This is a genomic window from Haloarcula sp. 1CSR25-25 (assembly GCF_032027985.1).
Lineage (GTDB): Archaea > Halobacteriota > Halobacteria > Halobacteriales > Haloarculaceae > Haloarcula.
The window spans coordinates 162,709-179,190 of sequence record NZ_JAHYBW010000009.1; the positions used below are offsets into that span (position 1 = coordinate 162,709).

Annotated in this window: 20 protein-coding genes and 2 pseudogenes; 9 read left to right on the forward strand and 13 right to left on the reverse strand. The window is 65.4% G+C overall.

Annotation, left to right across the window (positions count from 1 at the left end; all coding sequences use genetic code 11):
* Positions 1 to 49 precede the first annotated feature (49 nt).
* Positions 50 to 229: a hypothetical protein gene (locus tag KZ498_RS20810; RefSeq protein ID WP_312621316.1), complete on the forward strand. Its 180-nt coding sequence runs from the start codon at positions 50 to 52 to the stop codon at positions 227 to 229.
* A 176-nt stretch (positions 230 to 405) separates the two neighbouring features.
* Here KZ498_RS20810 and KZ498_RS20815 read toward each other — a convergent pair whose 3' ends face one another.
* The 10 genes from KZ498_RS20815 to KZ498_RS20860 all read right to left on the reverse strand — a co-directional run bounded on the left by KZ498_RS20815 (position 406) and on the right by KZ498_RS20860 (position 9,336).
* Complete coding sequence (locus KZ498_RS20815) at positions 406 to 1,830, reverse strand: FAD-dependent oxidoreductase (protein ID WP_312621318.1); 1,425 nt, start codon at positions 1,828 to 1,830, stop codon at positions 406 to 408.
* Between the two features lie 97 nt (positions 1,831 to 1,927).
* Entirely contained in the window at positions 1,928 to 2,689 is a 762-nt protein-coding gene (locus KZ498_RS20820) for an ABC transporter ATP-binding protein (RefSeq protein WP_312621345.1), read from the reverse strand.
* Positions 2,686 to 3,489 carry an ABC transporter permease gene (locus KZ498_RS20825; protein WP_312621319.1) on the reverse strand — a complete coding sequence of 268 codons (804 nt, stop codon included), beginning with the start codon at positions 3,487 to 3,489 and terminating at the stop codon, positions 2,686 to 2,688. Before KZ498_RS20825 ends, KZ498_RS20820 begins: the two co-directional genes overlap by 4 nt.
* 24 nt (positions 3,490 to 3,513) lie before the next feature.
* On the reverse strand, positions 3,514 to 4,524 hold the full coding sequence (locus KZ498_RS20830) for an ABC transporter substrate-binding protein (RefSeq protein ID WP_312621320.1): 1,011 nt from the start codon (positions 4,522 to 4,524) through the stop codon (positions 3,514 to 3,516).
* Positions 4,525 to 4,694: 170 nt separating this feature from the next.
* Positions 4,695 to 5,480, reverse strand: coding sequence for a sulfite exporter TauE/SafE family protein (locus tag KZ498_RS20835; protein WP_312621321.1), 786 nt, complete (start codon positions 5,478 to 5,480; stop codon positions 4,695 to 4,697).
* A gap of 146 nt (positions 5,481 to 5,626) precedes the next feature.
* Positions 5,627 to 5,983: a DsrE family protein gene (locus KZ498_RS20840; RefSeq protein WP_312621322.1), complete on the reverse strand. Its 357-nt coding sequence runs from the start codon at positions 5,981 to 5,983 to the stop codon at positions 5,627 to 5,629.
* Between the two features lie 147 nt (positions 5,984 to 6,130).
* Positions 6,131 to 6,436: a putative quinol monooxygenase gene (locus tag KZ498_RS20845; protein WP_312621323.1), complete on the reverse strand. Its 306-nt coding sequence runs from the start codon at positions 6,434 to 6,436 to the stop codon at positions 6,131 to 6,133.
* 86 nt (positions 6,437 to 6,522) lie between these two features.
* Positions 6,523 to 7,950 (reverse strand): dihydrolipoyl dehydrogenase, encoded by a 1,428-nt coding sequence (locus tag KZ498_RS20850; protein WP_312621325.1) that lies wholly within the window; start codon positions 7,948 to 7,950, stop codon positions 6,523 to 6,525.
* A gap of 100 nt (positions 7,951 to 8,050) precedes the next feature.
* Positions 8,051 to 8,548 carry a redoxin domain-containing protein gene (locus KZ498_RS20855; protein WP_312621327.1) on the reverse strand — a complete coding sequence of 166 codons (498 nt, stop codon included), beginning with the start codon at positions 8,546 to 8,548 and terminating at the stop codon, positions 8,051 to 8,053.
* 41 nt (positions 8,549 to 8,589) lie between these two features.
* Entirely contained in the window at positions 8,590 to 9,336 is a 747-nt protein-coding gene (locus KZ498_RS20860) for a DUF547 domain-containing protein (protein WP_312621328.1), read from the reverse strand.
* A gap of 159 nt (positions 9,337 to 9,495) precedes the next feature.
* Between KZ498_RS20860 and KZ498_RS20865 the strand changes: the two genes are divergently transcribed.
* The 6 genes and pseudogenes from KZ498_RS20865 to KZ498_RS20890 all read left to right on the forward strand — a co-directional run.
* Positions 9,496 to 10,992, forward strand: coding sequence for a radical SAM protein (locus tag KZ498_RS20865; protein ID WP_312621330.1), 1,497 nt, complete (start codon positions 9,496 to 9,498; stop codon positions 10,990 to 10,992).
* A complete protein-coding gene (locus tag KZ498_RS20870; RefSeq protein WP_312621332.1) occupies positions 10,992 to 11,696 on the forward strand; it encodes a methyltransferase domain-containing protein in 705 nt (234 codons plus the stop codon). Before KZ498_RS20865 ends, KZ498_RS20870 begins: the two co-directional genes overlap by 1 nt.
* A gap of 72 nt (positions 11,697 to 11,768) precedes the next feature.
* Complete coding sequence (locus KZ498_RS20875) at positions 11,769 to 12,077, forward strand: hypothetical protein (protein ID WP_312621334.1); 309 nt, start codon at positions 11,769 to 11,771, stop codon at positions 12,075 to 12,077.
* Between the two features lie 23 nt (positions 12,078 to 12,100).
* Positions 12,101 to 12,265 carry a hypothetical protein gene (locus KZ498_RS20880; RefSeq protein ID WP_312621335.1) on the forward strand — a complete coding sequence of 55 codons (165 nt, stop codon included), beginning with the start codon at positions 12,101 to 12,103 and terminating at the stop codon, positions 12,263 to 12,265.
* A 159-nt stretch (positions 12,266 to 12,424) separates the two neighbouring features.
* The gene (locus tag KZ498_RS20885) at positions 12,425 to 12,799 is read left to right on the forward strand and encodes a helix-turn-helix domain-containing protein (protein ID WP_312621336.1); all 375 of its coding nucleotides are present in this window, start codon (positions 12,425 to 12,427) and stop codon (positions 12,797 to 12,799) included.
* A 106-nt stretch (positions 12,800 to 12,905) separates the two neighbouring features.
* Positions 12,906 to 13,025: pseudogene (locus tag KZ498_RS20890) on the forward strand (carboxymuconolactone decarboxylase family protein); the annotation flags it as partial.
* Positions 13,026 to 13,295: 270 nt separating this feature from the next.
* Here the strand turns inward: KZ498_RS20890 and KZ498_RS20895 are convergent.
* A complete protein-coding gene (locus tag KZ498_RS20895; protein ID WP_312621339.1) occupies positions 13,296 to 13,472 on the reverse strand; it encodes a hypothetical protein in 177 nt (58 codons plus the stop codon).
* Positions 13,473 to 13,647: 175 nt separating this feature from the next.
* Between KZ498_RS20895 and KZ498_RS20900 the strand changes: the two are divergent.
* Both KZ498_RS20900 and KZ498_RS20905 read left to right on the forward strand, forming a co-directional pair.
* Positions 13,648 to 14,223: pseudogene (locus KZ498_RS20900) on the forward strand (SDR family oxidoreductase).
* Positions 14,216 to 15,193 (forward strand): patatin-like phospholipase family protein, encoded by a 978-nt coding sequence (locus tag KZ498_RS20905; protein ID WP_312621340.1) that lies wholly within the window; start codon positions 14,216 to 14,218, stop codon positions 15,191 to 15,193. Before KZ498_RS20900 ends, KZ498_RS20905 begins: the two are co-directional and overlap by 8 nt.
* A 206-nt stretch (positions 15,194 to 15,399) precedes the next feature.
* Here the strand turns inward: KZ498_RS20905 and KZ498_RS20910 are convergent, their stop codons facing one another.
* Complete coding sequence (locus tag KZ498_RS20910) at positions 15,400 to 15,804, reverse strand: helix-turn-helix domain-containing protein (RefSeq protein ID WP_312621341.1); 405 nt, start codon at positions 15,802 to 15,804, stop codon at positions 15,400 to 15,402.
* A 148-nt stretch (positions 15,805 to 15,952) separates the two neighbouring features.
* Complete coding sequence (locus KZ498_RS20915; RefSeq protein ID WP_396276154.1) at positions 15,953 to 16,414, reverse strand: YeeE/YedE family protein; 462 nt, start codon at positions 16,412 to 16,414, stop codon at positions 15,953 to 15,955.
* Positions 16,415 to 16,482: the final 68 nt, after the last annotated feature.

Below are 16,482 nucleotides of genomic sequence, written 5' to 3' on the forward strand. Positions count from 1 at the left end.
AGTGTGGGGTTAGTAGCCATTTATCACGTTTGAACCGTTACCAATAGGCATGCCACACTGTGAGAACTGTGACAGGTTCTTCGAAACCGTTGAAGAGGTCGAGCACGAGGAAGTCCCCGAGATGGGAGTCGAAGAGACCGACGATGGCCCGCCACAGATCCGGATCGGAACGGGCCTGCGCGACGTCTGGCGGTGCAAGGGCTGCGGGGCGGTCCTCGGCGTTCGCTGACGACCATCGCGAACAGAACAGCCCAAATCGAGAGAGACTACACAGCGGCAGACAGCTACGACGGGACGTCCCGGAAGGCGTACTCGATAACCTTGTTCGGTGTCGGATGGGCGTGCACCGTGTCGGTACCGATGGCACGACTGCTTACGACCGGGATACAGTCACACCAGTCCGTATCAGTCCAACTGTCCGTTGAGCACTTTCGCGGCGACCAGCACCGGGTCCCAGACGGGGCTGAACGGCGGTGCGTACGCCAGGTCAAGCCGTTCGAGTTCGTCGACGGTCATGTCCGCCTCGATGGCCGTCGCGAGCGTGTCGATACGTATCGCCGCCCGGTCCTGCCCGACGATTGCGCCCCCCAGCAGGCGACCGCTCTCCCGGTCTGCGACGAGCGTCACGTCGGTGTCGTCGCCACCGGGGTAGTACCCCGACCGGGAGCCGGCCGTGACCGTCTCCGACACCGGGTCGAAGCCGGCGGCGCTGGCCTCGGCCTGGTCGACGAGACCGACGCGACCGCACTCCAGGTCGAACGCCTTCACGACTGCCGTACCGGCAATGTCGCCGACGGGCGAGGGGTCGCCGGCGACGGTCTGCCCGATGGCGCGACCGGCCCGGTTCGCGGTCAGTCCGAGCGGCACCCAGTCCGGCTCGCCGGTCACGGCGTGGCTGGCTTCGGCGCAGTCCCCGGCGGCGTAGACGCCGTCGACGCTCGTCGCTCCGTACTCGTCGACCGCTATGGCACCGGTGTCCCCGATGTCGACCGGCGTGTCTTCGACGAGGGCCGTGTTCGGCCCGATTCCGATACCCACCAGCGCGAGGCCCACGTCGGTCGCCCCGCCGTCGTGGGCAACCGACGCGACGCGCCCGTCCCCGTCGCCGACGAGTTCCTCGACGGCGGTGTTCAGGTGGAGTCGGACGCCCTGGTCCCGGAGGTGGTCGGCGACCCGCTCTGCGACCGCGTCGCCGAACGGCGGCAGGAGCTGGCCCGACCGCTGGAAGAGGTGCGTTTCGACCTCGTGGGCTCCGAACGCCTCTGCCATCTCCACGCCGACGTAGCCACCGCCGACGACGGCGACCCGCTCCGGTGGCTGCCAGTCCGTGTACTTCTCGACGAACGCCGTATCGACGTATTCGATTGTCGTGTCGACAGCGGATTCACCCCGCTCGGACAGCGCGGCGCGGACCGCAGCAGCCGAGTCCAGCCCGTGCATCGTGAACGCCCCGTCGAGTTCCGCGCCCGGTATCGGCCCGGTCCGCGCGTGGGCGCCCGTCGCGACGAGCAGGTCACCGTAGGGCTGGCTGAACGTCCCGTCGCCGTGAGCGACGGAGACTGTCTCGGCGTCAGTGTCGACGGCGACGACCTCGTGGTTCCGGCGGAGGTCGATACCTCGCTCGGACGCCCTTTCGGGCGACAGCGAGAGGAGGTCCGTCAGCCGGTCGACAGTCCCCTTCACGTAGTAGGGCGTCCCGCAGTGGGCGTAGGACACCCACTCGCCTTTCTCGAAGACTATCACGTCACGGTCCGGTGCCTCGCGGGCGAACTTGCTTGCGGCGCTCAGCCCGGCTGCGTCGCCACCGATGACTACGAACGGGTCAGTCATACAGGCCCTCGAACTGCCGATGTACTAATGATTCCGTGAGGTGTGGGTAACTGCGTGGGTACTGGCTATCGGTCAGCCGGCGTTCCTAGTACTGCGTTCACGACTGAATGAGGTCGAGGATACGCTCGTAGTAGTCCCCGAAGGCGGCGTCGGACCGCGCCCGCGGCCGGTCCATGTCGACGTCCACTATTTCCCGGACGCGGCCCGGCTCCGACGCCATGACGATGACCCGGTCTGCGAGCTTGACCGCTTCCTCCACGTCGTGGGTGACAAAGAGGACCGTCTTCTCCGTCTCAGACCAGATCTCGAGCAGTTCGTCCTGGAGCATCCGCTTGGTCTGGGCGTCCACAGCCCCGAACGGCTCGTCCATCAGGAGGAGGTCGGGGTCCATAGCCAGCGCGCGGGCCAGTGCGACCCGCTGTTTCATCCCGCCCGAGAGGTCGCGGGGGTAGCTGTCCGCGAACCCGTCGAGGCCGACCAGTTCGAGCAGTTCACCGACCCGCTGCTTTCGTCGCTCGCTGTCGACGCCCTGCTTCTCCAGCCCGAACCCGACGTTACCGGAGACGGTGCGCCACGGGAACAGGTGGTACTCCTGGAACACGAGTCCGAGTTCCGGCCCGGGACCTTCCACCGGGTCGCCGGCGAGATACACCGTCCCCGCCGTCGCGGGTTCGAGCCCCGCGATGATGCGAAACAGCGTCGTCTTCCCGCTGCCTGACGGGCCGACGATGCAGACGAACTCGCCGGCAGAGACGTCGAACGTGACGTCCTGTAGTGCCTGGACGCCACCCTGTGGCGTGTCGTACCGCCGGCCGATACCGTCGACGCGGACCCGCGGCCGGGTCGCCTCGTCGGTCAACGCCACGCGAGCACCCTCCGTTGGACAGCCCGGAAGGCGGTGTCGACGAGCAGGAACATCACACTCAACACGAGGATGTAGGTGATGACGACGTCGACCCGGAGGTTGTTCGAGGCCCGCAGGATTTCCCGTCCGATGCCCGGGACGCCGAATATCTCGGAGGCGACGACGAGCATCCAGCAGCGACCGATGCCGGTCCGGATGCCGGTCATGATCTCGGGAAGCGACGCCGGAATGACCACCGACCGGATAAGTTCCAGGTCCCCCTGGACGCCGAGGCTCCGGGCGACGTCCAGCAGGTCGTCCGAGACGCCTTCGACACCGCCGTAGGCACCGTAGAAGTTGATCCAGAACGCGCCGATGGCGATGATGAACGCGGCCCCGGCGTGGTTGATGCCCAGCCAGGCTATCGCGAAGCCGATGAGCGCGAGCGGCGGCACCGGTCTGAGAAGCCGTACGACGGGGGCGGAGATGTCGTCGAGATACGGGCTCCAGCCAAGCGCGATTCCCGCGGCGACACCGAGTCCGGTCCCGATGACCGCACCGGGAAGCCAGTGGACGATACTGCTTCCGAGTGCGACCGCCATGTCGCCGGAGGCGGCCTCGGCTGCGAACGTCTCCGCGACGGCCGCCGGCGTCGGGAGGATGTAGCTCGGCTGAGTCAGGGCCACGAGCCACCAGAGCGCGAGGAACCCGAGGATGCCTGCGCCGCCGCGGAGCGCCCGCTGCGTGTCGATGTCGAACCCCGGTGAGTCAACCGCATCGGCGTACTCGCTGTCGTCGCCGAAGTCAACTGCCATGGTCTCGCCCCCCGTCTCGCCCGGTCATAGGTTGTCGTAGACGCTGTAGTCGAAGATCTGCTCGAGCGAGAGCCGTTCGTCGATCTGGCCGTTCTCGTTGGCGAACTCGGAGAACACTTCGGTCCCGTTCTCGATTTCGCGCGGGTCGGTGACGAAATTCGAGAGGGGGCCCTCCAGCGCCGACTGCGCTTGGTCGGCGGCCATCCCGATGCCGGACTCGACGATTTCGGCCGTCGCTTCGGTGTCGTTCCGGATGAACTCGGTCGCCCGGACGTGCTGTTCGAGGAACTGCGGTGCAATGTCCGAATCGCGGACTTCGTCGCTCATCAGCGTCACTGCGGCCGGTTGGCCGGGCATCACGTCGGCGGCGGTCCTGAACGTCCCGACGGGAACGTCTTCCTGTGCGGCACGTGTCGGGACCGGTTCCATGATAGAGGTGCCGTCGACCTCGCCGTTGGCGATGGCCTGCCACACGGCGTTTGCGCCGCTGATCTCGATAATCTCGACAGTCGATTCGTCGATGCCTTCCTGCTGGAGCCAGTACCGGAGCAGCACATCCGGAACGGACCCCTGGGGGAAGGTCCCGAAGCGGAACTTCTGGCCCTTTTGCTCTTCCCAGACCGCAAACGCGTCGCTGCCGTGCTCGTCCCAGAGCGACCGGAGGTCGTCGTGGACCATGATCGCCATCGGCTCCTTGATGTTCGCCGCTGTCACCTTCGCGGGGAGCCCCCTGTCGATGACAATCATCGACGGGACGATGCCGAACATCGCCACGTCCAGTTCGCCGCTGCCGTAGGCCTGGACGATGGCCGGTCCGTCGGTGAACTCCCGGCCGTCTATCGCCGCATCGATCTCCTCAAGATACCCCCGCTCCTCCATCACGAACCACTGGAGGTCCGGGAATATCGGCATATACGCGACCGTTAATTCGTCACTGCCGCCGACGCCGAGACAGCCACCGAGACCCAGTGTCGCGACCGTGCCCGCTCCCGCCAAGTACTGCCGTCGAGAAACCGTCGAAGACCTGTTTTTCATTGCCCCGGTTAGGGCCCATAGCCTAATATAAGATGCAACTCTGGCAAAGCCACTGCGTTTCGATGAGGCGTTCGTTTCGAGGAAGGAGCGGACAGACGGCCGCTCTCTCTGGAATACCGAATTTCACGCGGTCGGTACCTGTCAGAGATGGGGGCAACATTTTCTGGCTCCTAGACGATTCCAAGCCCGTCAGCGACCAACCGGACCCCGATAATCAGCAGTAACGTCAGAACCGTGAACCGACGAACGCGATCACTGACAGCGGTCCTGAGGCGTTTCCCGACAGCGACGCCGGCGACGGCTGGCACTGTGGCGAGGACGGAGGTCCCGGCGACAGCCGCGCTGGGGTAGAGCCCGAACACGCCCGCAAAGACGACCCGCGTGACGCTGAGACCCAGAAACACCAGGGCCACGACACCGACGAACAGCCCGTGTGAGAGGTCGAAACTGCGGAGGTATGCGACCAGCTGGACACCGACGTTCGTGCCGCCGAACAGCGCCCCCGAAACGCCGCCGATACCGACCATCGCGAGCGGTGTCTTCCCGAGGTCGCTGTCGCCGACCGACACCCGTCCGGGAAGCGCCACCCGTTGCTGTGCGGTCGCGACAAATCCAAGGGTCAGCAGTCCGAGTCCGACACGGAGCGGTGCTTCGGGGAGGCTGTCGAGTACGGCCATCCCGACAACAGTCCCGACCAGCGCCGCACCGATCAGGGGTCCGAACCGCTGGCTACAGGTGCGTAGCTCACGCCGTGAGAGGTCCCGGACCAGCGAGACGTTGACCGCGAGAATCGGGAGGATCATGAACACGACGGCGGTCGCCGGGTCGACAAGCGTCGCAAGCGCCATCGTACCGACAACAGCGAAGCCGAAGCCGGCGAGTCCGTTCGTGGCCCCGGCGACGAGGACGATACCCGTCACTATCACGACCACCGTCCATGAGGCTGGGTTCATCATATGGTATCAGGGTCCCTCGTGCAGGACCGCAGCGGCCCGGACACGGACTGCGCAGTGGCTCTTGTGAAGCTCCTACATGGCCCTCGATAAAAGCTGCGTCGGGTCTCGCCAAAGTGGGTCGAACGTGACCGTCCTGCTGTCGCCAGCTAGAACGTGATGACTTCGTAGTCGTCGGCGACCAGCGAGCGGATGCTCGGGTGACCGTCGTGGTCGTCCAGCGTGACGAGCCCGGAATCGGCGACGGCGTCTTCGACGCCGAACGCACCGGAACAGTAGTCACAGACGGCCGTGTCGTCCCTGACGGTCTGGTACAGCTCGTGATAGTCGCTGTCCTCGTCTTCGAGTTTCGGAATCCACTGCGTTCCGGCTCCGTCGAAGATGAGCCGGAGGTCGTCCTCTTCGTTCTCCGCGAACTCCGCTGCGGCTTCGAGGCCGTTCGCGAGTCGGCCGAGATTCTCGTGTCCCTCTGTCCCTGCGAGGATGATGATGGCTGCCTTCGTCATTACGGACCGTAATAGCGCCCCCGTCGTTATATTATAACCGGGGTCGTGTAGCGGCGCTGGATTCGCACCAAGTGTTTATAACTGGTGACCGCCGGCAGTGCGGGCCGGCCCGGCGCTATCGTGGCAGGGTTCTGTCGACGCTATCGATTACAGTTCCACCTCAGCCGCCGCATCGACGTCGAACCGTGTGACCTCGGGCTCGCCGGCGAGCAGGTCAGGCAGGGCTGCCTCGAACGTGCCGAAGTGGTCGGTTTCGGCGTGGGCACCGAACGCCGCCTCGTCCTCGTACCGTTCGGTGAACCGAAACAGGTTCGGGTCGTCAATGTCCGTTGCGACCTGATAGTCGATGACGCCGTCTTCCGCCCGTGAGTGTTCGGCTAGCTCTCGAATCAGGTCGAGTGCTTCCTCGCGTTTCTCCGGGTCGATGGGGAACTCCGCGTGAACGACGAGCATTACACCGCTTCCCACGCACGTACTACATAAATAGACACTGTGGACGTGTACCGAGCGCGGGAAGCGGCACTTCGGTACGAACCGAATCAGTGGGAGTGACCGCCGTCGCCGCGGCTGAACTGGCCGGAGAACCCCCGCTGGACGACCTCGGAAAGTGCGGGGTGGATGTGGACGGCCTCGCGGATGTCCTGTACCGTGCCCGACCCGGCAGTCATCGCCACGACGACTTCCTGAATGAGGTCAGACGCTTCCGGGCCCATGATGTGACAGCCCAGTATTTGACCGTCGAGGTCGATGATGGCTTTCAGGAAGCCGTCGGCTTTCATCGCGCTCCCGCGAGCGGTCTCGTCGAACTGGTACGTTCGAGTCGCGTACTCGCGCCCGGCGGCGCTGAGCTCCTCTTCGCGCGCGCCGACCCCTGCGACTTCGGGAGAGGCGAAGACGGCGAACGGCATCGCCGTGTAATCTACGGGTTCGAGGTCGTCGCCGAAGAGGTTGCGGGCGACGGCCCGTGCCTCGTGATTCGCGCTGTGTTTCAGCAGGTACTCCCCGACGATGTCGCCAAGCGCCCAGACCCCGTCGGCGGTCGTCCGCAGGTACTCGTCGGTGTCGACGAACCCGCGGTCGTCCGTCTCGACGCCCGCCGCGTCGAGATTCAGGGTATCCGTGTTCGGCCTGCGTCCGGCGGCGACGAGCAGTTCGTCCCCGGTTACGCTCACACCACCCTCATCCAGGACCCCGCCGTCGTCGCCGTACTCGTAGGGCTTCGTTTCGACGGTGACAGTGCCGTCGCGCTCCGAGACGGCGGTAGCCGCGTGGCCGGTGTGGACGGTGAAGCGGTCGGCGTACCGTTCGGTGAACGCCTGTGCTATCTCCGCGTCGGCCTCGGGCAGCAGATTCGGTCGTCGCCCGACAATCGTCACGTCGCTCCCGAACGTCCCGAAGAAGTGGCCGAGTTCGGCCGCGATGTACCCGCCGCCGACGACGACGAGGTGGTCCGGCGGCGTCTCGAGGCGGAGCGCTTCGGTGCTTGTCAGGAACTCCACGTCGTCGATGCCGTCGATGTCCGGAATCGACGGGCGCGTCCCGGCGGCGATGAGCACTTTCTCGGCCCGAACCTTTGCGCCCTCGTCCGCGCCGCTGACGACTTCGACGGTCCGGTCGTCGACGAACCGGCCCTCGCCTTCGTAGAGGTCGTGGCGCGACGAGGCACGCAGGCCGTCCCGAATCGATTCCGCGTCCGATTCCACGTCCTCGTTGACCTTCCGGACGATGTCGGCGAACTCGACGCCGTTGACCTCCGCGTCGATGTCGAACTCGCCGGCGCGCTCGATTGTTTCCAGCACGTCGGCGTGATACAACAGCCGCTTCGACGGGATGCAGCCGCGGTTGAGGCAGGTCCCGCCCAGCGGGCCTTTCTCCACGACCGCGACGGACTGCCCCCGGTTCGCGGCGGCGTTTGCCACGTCTAGCCCGGAGCCGGAGCCGATGACCAGGAAATCAACCTCCTTCATGGGGTCCCTGTCACCGCCCAGCAATATGAATGGTCCGCGGAACTGTACTCATCGGCCCAATCGCGACGGACCGGTCACTCGTGGAACCGACACGTAGCGGTCAGGCGTCCGCTCGGAGCGCATCGAGTTCGCCGAGTATCTCGTCGATGTCGGGTCTGTCGAACGTCGAGGAGCCCTTGTGGACGTACGCGATCTCCGGCTCGTCCCCGCGCCTGTCGACGATGACGATTTCCGGCATCCGACCGAAGAAATCGGAGAACCGACCGAGGACGCCAAAGCGGACCGGCTGGTCGTATGCCTCGCCCGCTTCGGCGGCTGGGTCGGCGAGCAACGGATACGGGAGGTCGTACGACTCCTGCCAGGACTTCACGCGTTCCACGGCTTCCGGAACGATGGAGACGGCCTCGGCGCCCCGGTCGCGGAATTCGCCGATGTGGTCAGCGACCTGCTGGACCTGTTTCCGGCAGTTCGTGCAGTAGTGGTCGCGCTGGAAGAACAGGACGGCGAAGTCGACGTCGTCCGGCAGCGAAGCGAGCGAGAACGGGTCTGGACCGACGGCGACGTTCGGGAGCGAGAAATCCGGGACTTGTTCTGGCATACCTGTAGATAGCGGCGCGACCGTCAAAACGGCATGGACCGCTATTCCACGAACTTCCCGGTCGCTTTCGTCCAGTCCCAGGAAAGATATCGGATCTTCGGCGTCGAATCGGCGGGAATCGCGTCGTACTCACGCAGGAACGCACGGATCCCCGACGCCCCGCCGAAGTCGCCGCGGAACCACAGGCACACGCGGGGCACGCGGACGAGGTTCTCGTCGGCGTCATAGGCCACGGTCGCCTCTAGATAGCTCCGGGTCGCCAGGTCCAGTTGCCGGTCGATCTGCTCGGGCTCGTAGGCCCGGATGGCGGGACAGCTCTCGGCCCCGCAGTTCAGCGCGAAGTGGACTCGGGGGTCACAGCCGGACAGTCGATAGCGCTGTTCGAAGGTCGAAACGAGCAGCTTCGGCAGATATCCCAGCCCGTACTTCGACCGGCCGCCCCGGAGCAGGCCGTTCTCGATCCGGTCGAGACTCAACGACGTGCCAGCGACCGTGATTGCAGGGGCCCAGAAGAACCGAACGAAGCCCAGGGGGCTATCGTAGAGTTCGGGACGCTCTCCGAGCAGGAGTTGGGTCCCGGCGTTGTAGCAGTTGAGCCAGAACGCGAGGGCCGTCCGGCGGTCTTCGCGGAGCGGGCGGAGGGCGCTGTCATCAAGCGCGGCCAGAGTGGCCCGAAGGCTGGCCGTCGAGTCGCCGCGTTTGCACGCGACCAGCAGGTCCCGAGCGAGGGCGGTCGGCGAGGTGTCGCTGCCGCCCGCAGAAGGGGTCGCCGTTGCCTGGCCTGCCATACCGTAGTTCGGGAGTCTCTTCGAAAAAGGATTGCGCGGGCTGGCGAGGTCGGCGCCCATCTGGAAACGCACCGACGTCCGGCCAAGTGCAAGTCGCCATTCCGTTCGTTCACTGCACAACCCCGGTACGCTTATTGAGATTCACTCCTCCCCCTGAGTGTGAATGACAGTGACGCTCTCGGGGCGACGACCAGTCTCTGCCCGGACTGTCTCGAACAGGTCCCCGGTCAGTACGAAACTCGCGACGGCGGCGTGTACCTGACGCGGGAGTGTGCCGACCACGGAACGGCGAGCCGGAAGGTCTGGGGGTCCTACGACCACTGGGACTGGGCTGCCGACTTCGGCCCGGACCCGGAGTACGACGGCGGCGACCTGGCCGTCGACCACGACCACGCCTGTCTCGCCGTGGTGGAGGTCACCGACGACTGTAACCTCTCGTGTTCGTACTGCTTTGCGAGTTCGGGCCCCGGCGGCGCGCACCGCTCGACTGCGGAGATCGATGCCTTGCTCGACACGGTCGTGGACGCTGGCGGGCGGCCAATACAGTTCTCCGGCGGCGAGCCTACCGTCCGCGATGACCTCCCGGAACTCGTCGAGCGGGCGCGTTCGCGGGGTATCGACCACGTCGAGGTCAACACCAACGGGATCCGACTGGCGACGGAGGACGGCTACGCGCAGCGGCTTGCCGACGCCGGCGTCACCGCGGTTTACCTCCAGTTCGACGGGCTGACGAGCGAGACGTACGAACAGATCCGCGAGGTGGACCTCGTCGCGGAGAAACACGCGGCGATCGACGCCTGCCGGGACGCGGATTTGCCCGTCGTCCTCGTCCCGACGGTCGTCCCGGACGTGAACGCCCACGAGATGGGCGACATCGTCCGGTTCGCCCTCGACAACAGGGACGCGATCCGCTCGGTGAACTTCCAGCCGGTGGCCCACTTCGGCCGCTACGCCTCGAACGACGGTCGGTTCGCCATCGACGACGCGACGCGGCTGCTGGCCGAGCAGATGGACGAACTCGACGTGCGGGACATGCTGCCCGCGCCCTGCTGTTCGGCCTACTGCCAGATCGGCACGGCGTTCGTCCCGGCGGATACGGACCCGAGCGACGCCGCCGGCTGCGATGCTGACGGAGCAGCCGACGGAGCCGACTGTGGCTGTGGAGACACCGGAACGGACGCCGAAGCGTTCGTCCCGCTCACCAAATACGTCGACGACCAGCTGTGGGACATGCTCTCGGGGATGGTCGACGAGGGAGACTACATGGAACTGCTGGCCGGTACCGCCGCCGGCGAGGAGTGGGCCTGCAAGACCGCCGGCTGCTGTGGCGTCGACGTTCCCGGCGGCGTCGAGGGGCTGTTCGACGAGGTAGTTCCGGTGTCGTTCACGGGGTTCATGGACGCCGACGCGGCCGACGTGAACCGACTCAGCAACTGCTGTATCTCGCTGCCGACGACCGACGGGGACCTGGTGCCGTTCTGCGGGTACAACATGACGACGGAGGACGGCGAGTACGCGCTGCGGAACCGCAACGACTGGGGCGGCCGGAACGCCGTCGACGGGGACCGCCCCGCTGCCGATGCGGCGGAGGGCTACCAGGGCGACGGCACAGCCACGGACGGCGGCTGTGCCCCGGACGACTGCGGAGGGGAGTGATGGCGGGACTGCTGGAGGCGGCGCTGGCGAACCCGTGGCGCACGCTCGATACCGTCCTCGACGGCCCGCTCCATCCGGGCGGGACCGAGGCGACGGCGCAGTTGCTCGACCGTGCGGCCGTCGGCCCCGGGACACGCCTGCTGGATGTCGGCTGTGGCGCTGGTGACGCCCTCGCGGTGGCCCGTGACCGCGGTGCCGAGGCCGTCGGCGTCGACCCGGCACCGACCACCGACCGGGCGCTACAGGGGGACGCGACTGCGCTACCCGTCAGAGACGGGACGGTCGACGTCGTGCTGGCCGAATGCGTCCTCTGTCTGACCGACCTCGACGCCGCTCTCGCGGAGGCCGACCGCGTCCTGAGAGACGGCGGTCGACTGGCGCTCTCGGATGTCGTCGTCGACGGCGACCGGCCCGATGTACCGGAGTCCGTCGCCGACGCGCTCTGTCTCACTGGCGCGCGAAGCCGCGAGCGGCTGACTGACCGCGTCGAAGCTGCCGGGTTCGAGGTCGAGGACCTCCTGGACCGCCACGCCGACCTACTCGCGATGCGTGACCGTGTGGCCGAACGGGTCGACTACGAGGGGCTGCTCGGCGTGATGGGAGACCGGGGCCAGAGCGCCCTGTCGGCGATCGAGGAACTCGAAGCCGCGGTCGAGGCCGGGGAAGTGAGCTACGTCTCGCTGGTCGCGACCGCCCAGGGCTGAGCGACGCCCGCTTGCTGTAATAAAAACGCATCACCCGAGCCCGTGGACCATTCCTTAGCGGACACCGGATTGATGCAAGACGGCGCGGCGAACCAGGCCGGGACCCAGGGCGTCGTCGGCCAGGTGCTCGCCTGGACCTCCGAACCCGATGGCGTGGACGACACCGGCATCGCCCAGACCGTGCTGGGGTACCTCGTCGACGACCTCTGGGACGAGGCGGCCGGCACCTTTGCGTCGGGACCGGACGATTCGGCGGCCACCATCACGGCCCGCGATGCGGGCGACGTGACCGGCGGCATCAACGCCGCTGACGCGGTGCTGGGACTGGAGGTGAAGGATACCTACGCCCGCTGGTTCAACCGGACGACTCCAGCGGGCTGAACGCCCGCAGTCCCGGAGCGAAAGTGCTTCACACGCTGCCGCTGCCTGCCGACGCCGGCGGGGAACTCGGACAGGCCGCGGTGTACAACGCCGAGGGTGAGTACGACACAGATACCGACGAGTGGACCGTCACGGACCGGCTGTTCGACACCGAAGCCGCACTCTCCCTCGCGAACCAGGACATCTAGGTCGGCCAGTGGGGCGGGGAGTTCTACGAGGGCCGCGGGATTCCCGGAACGAACCACAGTCCGAACTGAGCGCCAGCTCGTCCCACGCGGTACTGATTGTACTAGGTTAGTAGATTACTAAAGGTAACTATTAGTGGTCGGCGGTCTAATACGACGTGCATGAGCGACTCCCCCGAACAGATGCCAGTGTGGTGTGCCGGCGAGGACTGGTGTCCGGTCACGTCGACGGCGACGCTCATCTGCCGCAAGTGGCATCCCGTCATCGTCCATCGGCTGCTGAACAACGGCCCGACAGGGTTCAGCGAGCTGGAGGACAACGTCGACGGCGTTTCGAGCAAAGTCCTCTCCGAGAGCCTCGAGGACCTCCAGGAGAAGGGACTCGTCGAGCGGACGGTGATCAACGACCAGCCGTTCCGCGTGGAGTACTCCCTGACCGAGCGGGGGGCCGACCTGGAACCCATCGTCTCGGCCATGGAACAGTGGGGGAAGGCCAATCTCCAGCCGCCCTCCGATGCATCCGACGGGCGGTTCTGATACCGGACCGTTCGCGGCGCTGTACCGGGATTGCCCCACACAGCCGCTATACCCCGTTACGCTCGGGTGAGCTACTGTTATCGAACCGCCGCCTGTCGCTACAGGCGTGACACGACTCGACCTGCTCGAACTGGACGAGATTCCGGAGGCGTACCGCTACCCCTTCACTGACGACTACCTCGGAGACAGACACATCTTCCGGGTGTGGCACAACCCTGAACTCCTCTAGAGGGAGCACTGACGCAGGGACAGCTCAGCGGAGACGACGATGGCACAGCGCACGGCCCGGAACGCAGTTGAGCAACTGACCGACACGACACTCGCGACTGCTCGGCCCTGTGAGCAACTGACCGACACGACACTCGCGACTGCTCGGCCCTGTACTAGGAAGCCCGCAGGCAGACCTCTCAGGTCGCGCCCGCTGGACTGGAGCCGGAACAGTACGGGTAATCTGTTCCACCGGGAAAATACCGCTTTCGGATAGATCGACGGCCGCTTATCGCCACTCTTCCAGCACGACCGTAGTGGACGACTGAATCCAGGCGTCTTCCTGTGCCTCGTCGTAGAGTATCATGTCGTCGTCGACCTGTATCGACGTGTACCGGTCGTACTCGTCAGTTGCTGGGCCTGCCGTCGGGAGCCTGTCGTGGGCGTCACTTGGTTTCGTGGACATCAGATTGTGTACCTCGTCTGGGTACGTTTCTATATACTACCGCCTAACGCATAGTATCTCGCTAACTTAGAGGTAACCTACTTCCCTGCTGCCAATCGCTGCCCTGGGGGTGCGTTACCCGAATGTGAGATGCAGTTATGCAGACGCCGACCCTTGCGTCCTGACGTGAACGTCAATGTCTGACGACGAACTGGAGTTGACTGCCCCGGAACTCGCCTCTGACGACTTCCTGTACGTCGATGACCCGCACTTCACCGCTGACAACGTCGCCATCGTCACCGGTGCTGTTCGGTATCGGCCGCGCGACTGCGGTCGGCCTCGCCGCGAACGGCCTCACTGTCGTCGGGGCCGATATCGACGCGGACGGTCTCGACGCGACCGGCGACCGTATCGAGGCGTTCGACGCCGACGGGACCTTCCACGCTGTCGAAACGGATCTGACCGACGACGACGCTGTCGAAGCGGTGGTCGAGGCCGCCGAGGGCGAAGGGACGCTGCGAGGCTTCTCAGCCAGCGTCGGTTACGTGCTCACGCCGCTGATGGTCGACCAGTCGAGGACACAGCCGAAAAACGGGGCCTCGCGAAACGCGAGGTCGTCGAGGACGTGATGCTGGACCGGGCCCGCACGAAGGAGATGATGACGCCGGCGGACGTCGCGAACCTGTTCACGTTTGGGCTTTCGAGCCACACCAGTCATCTCAACGGCGGCGACTTGCTGTTCGACGGTGGGTACGTGAACACGTATGAGTGACTCAACGACGCCGACCCGCGTGGCCATCGCCTGCCAGGGCGGCGGGAGCCACACGGCCTTTACTGCAGGCGTTCTCCAGGAGATCATGTCGGAGTGGGACGAGACGGAGTACGACCTCGTCGGCATCAGCGGCACCTCCGGCGGGTCGTTCAACGCGCTGGCGACGTGGTACGGCCTCCTCACCGGCGGCCCGGACACAGCGGCGGAGCTACTGGACGGCATCTGGGACGATATCAGTGTCACCAGCGCACAGGACCGGTGGCTGAACACGCTGGTGACGAGCGTCTCCCGGATGGACAGCGCCGGGTTCGCCATCCCCAGCGTCAGCCCGTCACAGATTCCGCTGCCCGAAGTCGGGAAACAGCGAATCCGGACCGTCCTCGAACGCCACATCGATTTCGAGGAGATACCCGGTCTCTGTCAGCGAGACGCGCCGGAACTGGTCGTCGGGACGGTCAACGTCAACGCCGGAATCTTCGAAACGTTCGTCAACGAGGACGTGACTGTGGAGGCAGTGCTCGCCTCCGCGGCTGTGCCCAATATGTTCGAGGCGGTCAAAATCGACGGTCACTACCACTGGGACGGCCTGTTCTCGCAGAACCCGCCCGTCGGCGACCTGATGGACCTCCCGCCGGACCGAAAGCCCGAGGAACTCTGGGTCATCCAGGTCAACCCACAGACCTTCGAGGGGGAACCGACCACGAGCGAGGTCATCGCCGACCGGCGGAACGAACTGTCGGGCAACATCTCGCTCAATCAGGAACTGGGCTTCATCGAACAGGTCAACGAGTGGGTCGAGAGCGGAAAGCTCCCTCCCGACGAGTTCACCAGGACCAGTATCCACCGAATACAGATGGGGAAGCGGTATCACTGCTCGACCAAGGTCGACCGGGACCCTGACTTCCTCACTGAACTACAAACCCTGGGGAAACGCCGAGCACGGGAGTTCTTCGCCGAGCAGACGGAATAGAGGGCGTCTGGCTCACTATTACTTGGTGGTGGCAGTGCAGTAGGCGTTCAACGTATCTAACTCCTCGCCGACGTGAAAAACGGCTTTTCCTATCATACACAATACTACGAAATACCACTCGTCGGCTAGCGGTAGTGGGGCATCTATCAGTGCAGACGCAGACATCCGCCCGGCGTCGGGGGCGACAGAGAGAGAAGGAGGCGGCGTTAGCTTTCGACAGCGGGGGCTGAGGCCTCGGACTGTTCGTACTTGGTCTCGAACTCCTGGATGAGCTGCCCCATCTTCGCGTACCAGTCGTTAAGCATCCGCTGCATCTCGTCTGCGATCTGTGACGGGTCCGTCGGCGAGTAGACGTGGTAGTACCCGCCCTGGTCGTAGTTGATCTGGTCTTTCTCGATGAAGCCCGTCTGGAGAAGTCGCTGGACGGTGCGGTACGCGGTCGAGCGCTCGCGGTCGACTGCCTCGGCGAGTTCATCGACGGTCAGCGGTTCCTCAGCCTCGACGAGCGCTCGAAAGCACTCCTTGTCGAGTTCCTTGAGACCGTGGAAACACTCCAACAGTCCCTCGCACTCCATGTCCCGCCGGAGTTGTTCAGACATCGAATCTGGCATTGTTATCACTTCTCCGTAGCCGCTACGCGGTTATAAGACTTGTGTACAGTTCGCACAAATGCACGCACAATCCGGCAAAAACTGCCAACGAATCGGTGGTCAATGCCGTACACGCCACAGGCGGCGCGCGCCCAGTCCTGCCGAACGGCTAATCCGCGCCCGTGACGGCGGTGTCGCGAGTCTCGCTCCGACTCTGCCAGTAGCCCTGGAGATATGCGCCGACGAACATCCCGGCCAGCGCCCAGAGGATAGTGACGTTACCGACACCGAGGCTCGCGTACGCCGCCCCGGGACAGATTCCGGAGAGCCCCCAGCCGACGCCGAAGACGGCCCCGCCGATCAGGACGTTCCGGTCGAAGGGCTTCAGCCGGCGTTCGAAGCGGTCGCCAGTCAGCGGCGCGCGGCCGAGGAGTCGGGGTGCCAGAATGAAGGTCACTCCCGTCACGGCAGCGCCGCCGAACATCACGAACACCAGCCCGAAGTCCTCGAACTGGAGGAAATCCAGAACGACTTCGGGCCGCGCCATGTGGCTGTACGCGAGTCCGAACCCAAAGACGAGCCCGCCGACCAGAATCAGCGGCATGAACGCGGTGTGGCGGTCGTCGCTCACGTGTCGCTCCCTCCGGTCGGTCCCGGTCGCCCGTTTCGAGACGCTCGCTCCGCTGGAGTCTCGCAGCT

What these genes read in the sequence shown, in the direction of transcription:
- KZ498_RS20810 (WP_312621316.1), top strand. Translation starts at nt 50, where the DNA reads ATGCCACACTGTGAGAACTGTGACAGGTTCTTCGAAACCGTTGAAGAG.
- KZ498_RS20815 (WP_312621318.1), bottom strand. Translation starts at nt 1,830, where the DNA reads ATGACTGACCCGTTCGTAGTCATCGGTGGCGACGCAGCCGGGCTGAGC.
- KZ498_RS20825 (WP_312621319.1), bottom strand. Translation starts at nt 3,489, where the DNA reads ATGGCAGTTGACTTCGGCGACGACAGCGAGTACGCCGATGCGGTTGAC.
- KZ498_RS20830 (WP_312621320.1), bottom strand. Translation starts at nt 4,524, where the DNA reads ATGAAAAACAGGTCTTCGACGGTTTCTCGACGGCAGTACTTGGCGGGA.
- KZ498_RS20835 (WP_312621321.1), bottom strand. Translation starts at nt 5,480, where the DNA reads ATGATGAACCCAGCCTCATGGACGGTGGTCGTGATAGTGACGGGTATC.
- KZ498_RS20840 (WP_312621322.1), bottom strand. Translation starts at nt 5,983, where the DNA reads ATGACGAAGGCAGCCATCATCATCCTCGCAGGGACAGAGGGACACGAG.
- KZ498_RS20845 (WP_312621323.1), bottom strand. Translation starts at nt 6,436, where the DNA reads ATGCTCGTCGTTCACGCGGAGTTCCCCATCGACCCGGAGAAACGCGAG.
- KZ498_RS20850 (WP_312621325.1), bottom strand. Translation starts at nt 7,950, where the DNA reads ATGAAGGAGGTTGATTTCCTGGTCATCGGCTCCGGCTCCGGGCTAGAC.
- KZ498_RS20855 (WP_312621327.1), bottom strand. Translation starts at nt 8,548, where the DNA reads ATGCCAGAACAAGTCCCGGATTTCTCGCTCCCGAACGTCGCCGTCGGT.
- KZ498_RS20860 (WP_312621328.1), bottom strand. Translation starts at nt 9,336, where the DNA reads ATGGCAGGCCAGGCAACGGCGACCCCTTCTGCGGGCGGCAGCGACACC.
- KZ498_RS20870 (WP_312621332.1), top strand. Translation starts at nt 10,992, where the DNA reads ATGGCGGGACTGCTGGAGGCGGCGCTGGCGAACCCGTGGCGCACGCTC.
- KZ498_RS20875 (WP_312621334.1), top strand. Translation starts at nt 11,769, where the DNA reads ATGCAAGACGGCGCGGCGAACCAGGCCGGGACCCAGGGCGTCGTCGGC.
- KZ498_RS20885 (WP_312621336.1), top strand. Translation starts at nt 12,425, where the DNA reads ATGAGCGACTCCCCCGAACAGATGCCAGTGTGGTGTGCCGGCGAGGAC.
- KZ498_RS20895 (WP_312621339.1), bottom strand. Translation starts at nt 13,472, where the DNA reads ATGTCCACGAAACCAAGTGACGCCCACGACAGGCTCCCGACGGCAGGC.
- KZ498_RS20905 (WP_312621340.1), top strand. Translation starts at nt 14,216, where the DNA reads ATGAGTGACTCAACGACGCCGACCCGCGTGGCCATCGCCTGCCAGGGC.
- KZ498_RS20910 (WP_312621341.1), bottom strand. Translation starts at nt 15,804, where the DNA reads ATGCCAGATTCGATGTCTGAACAACTCCGGCGGGACATGGAGTGCGAG.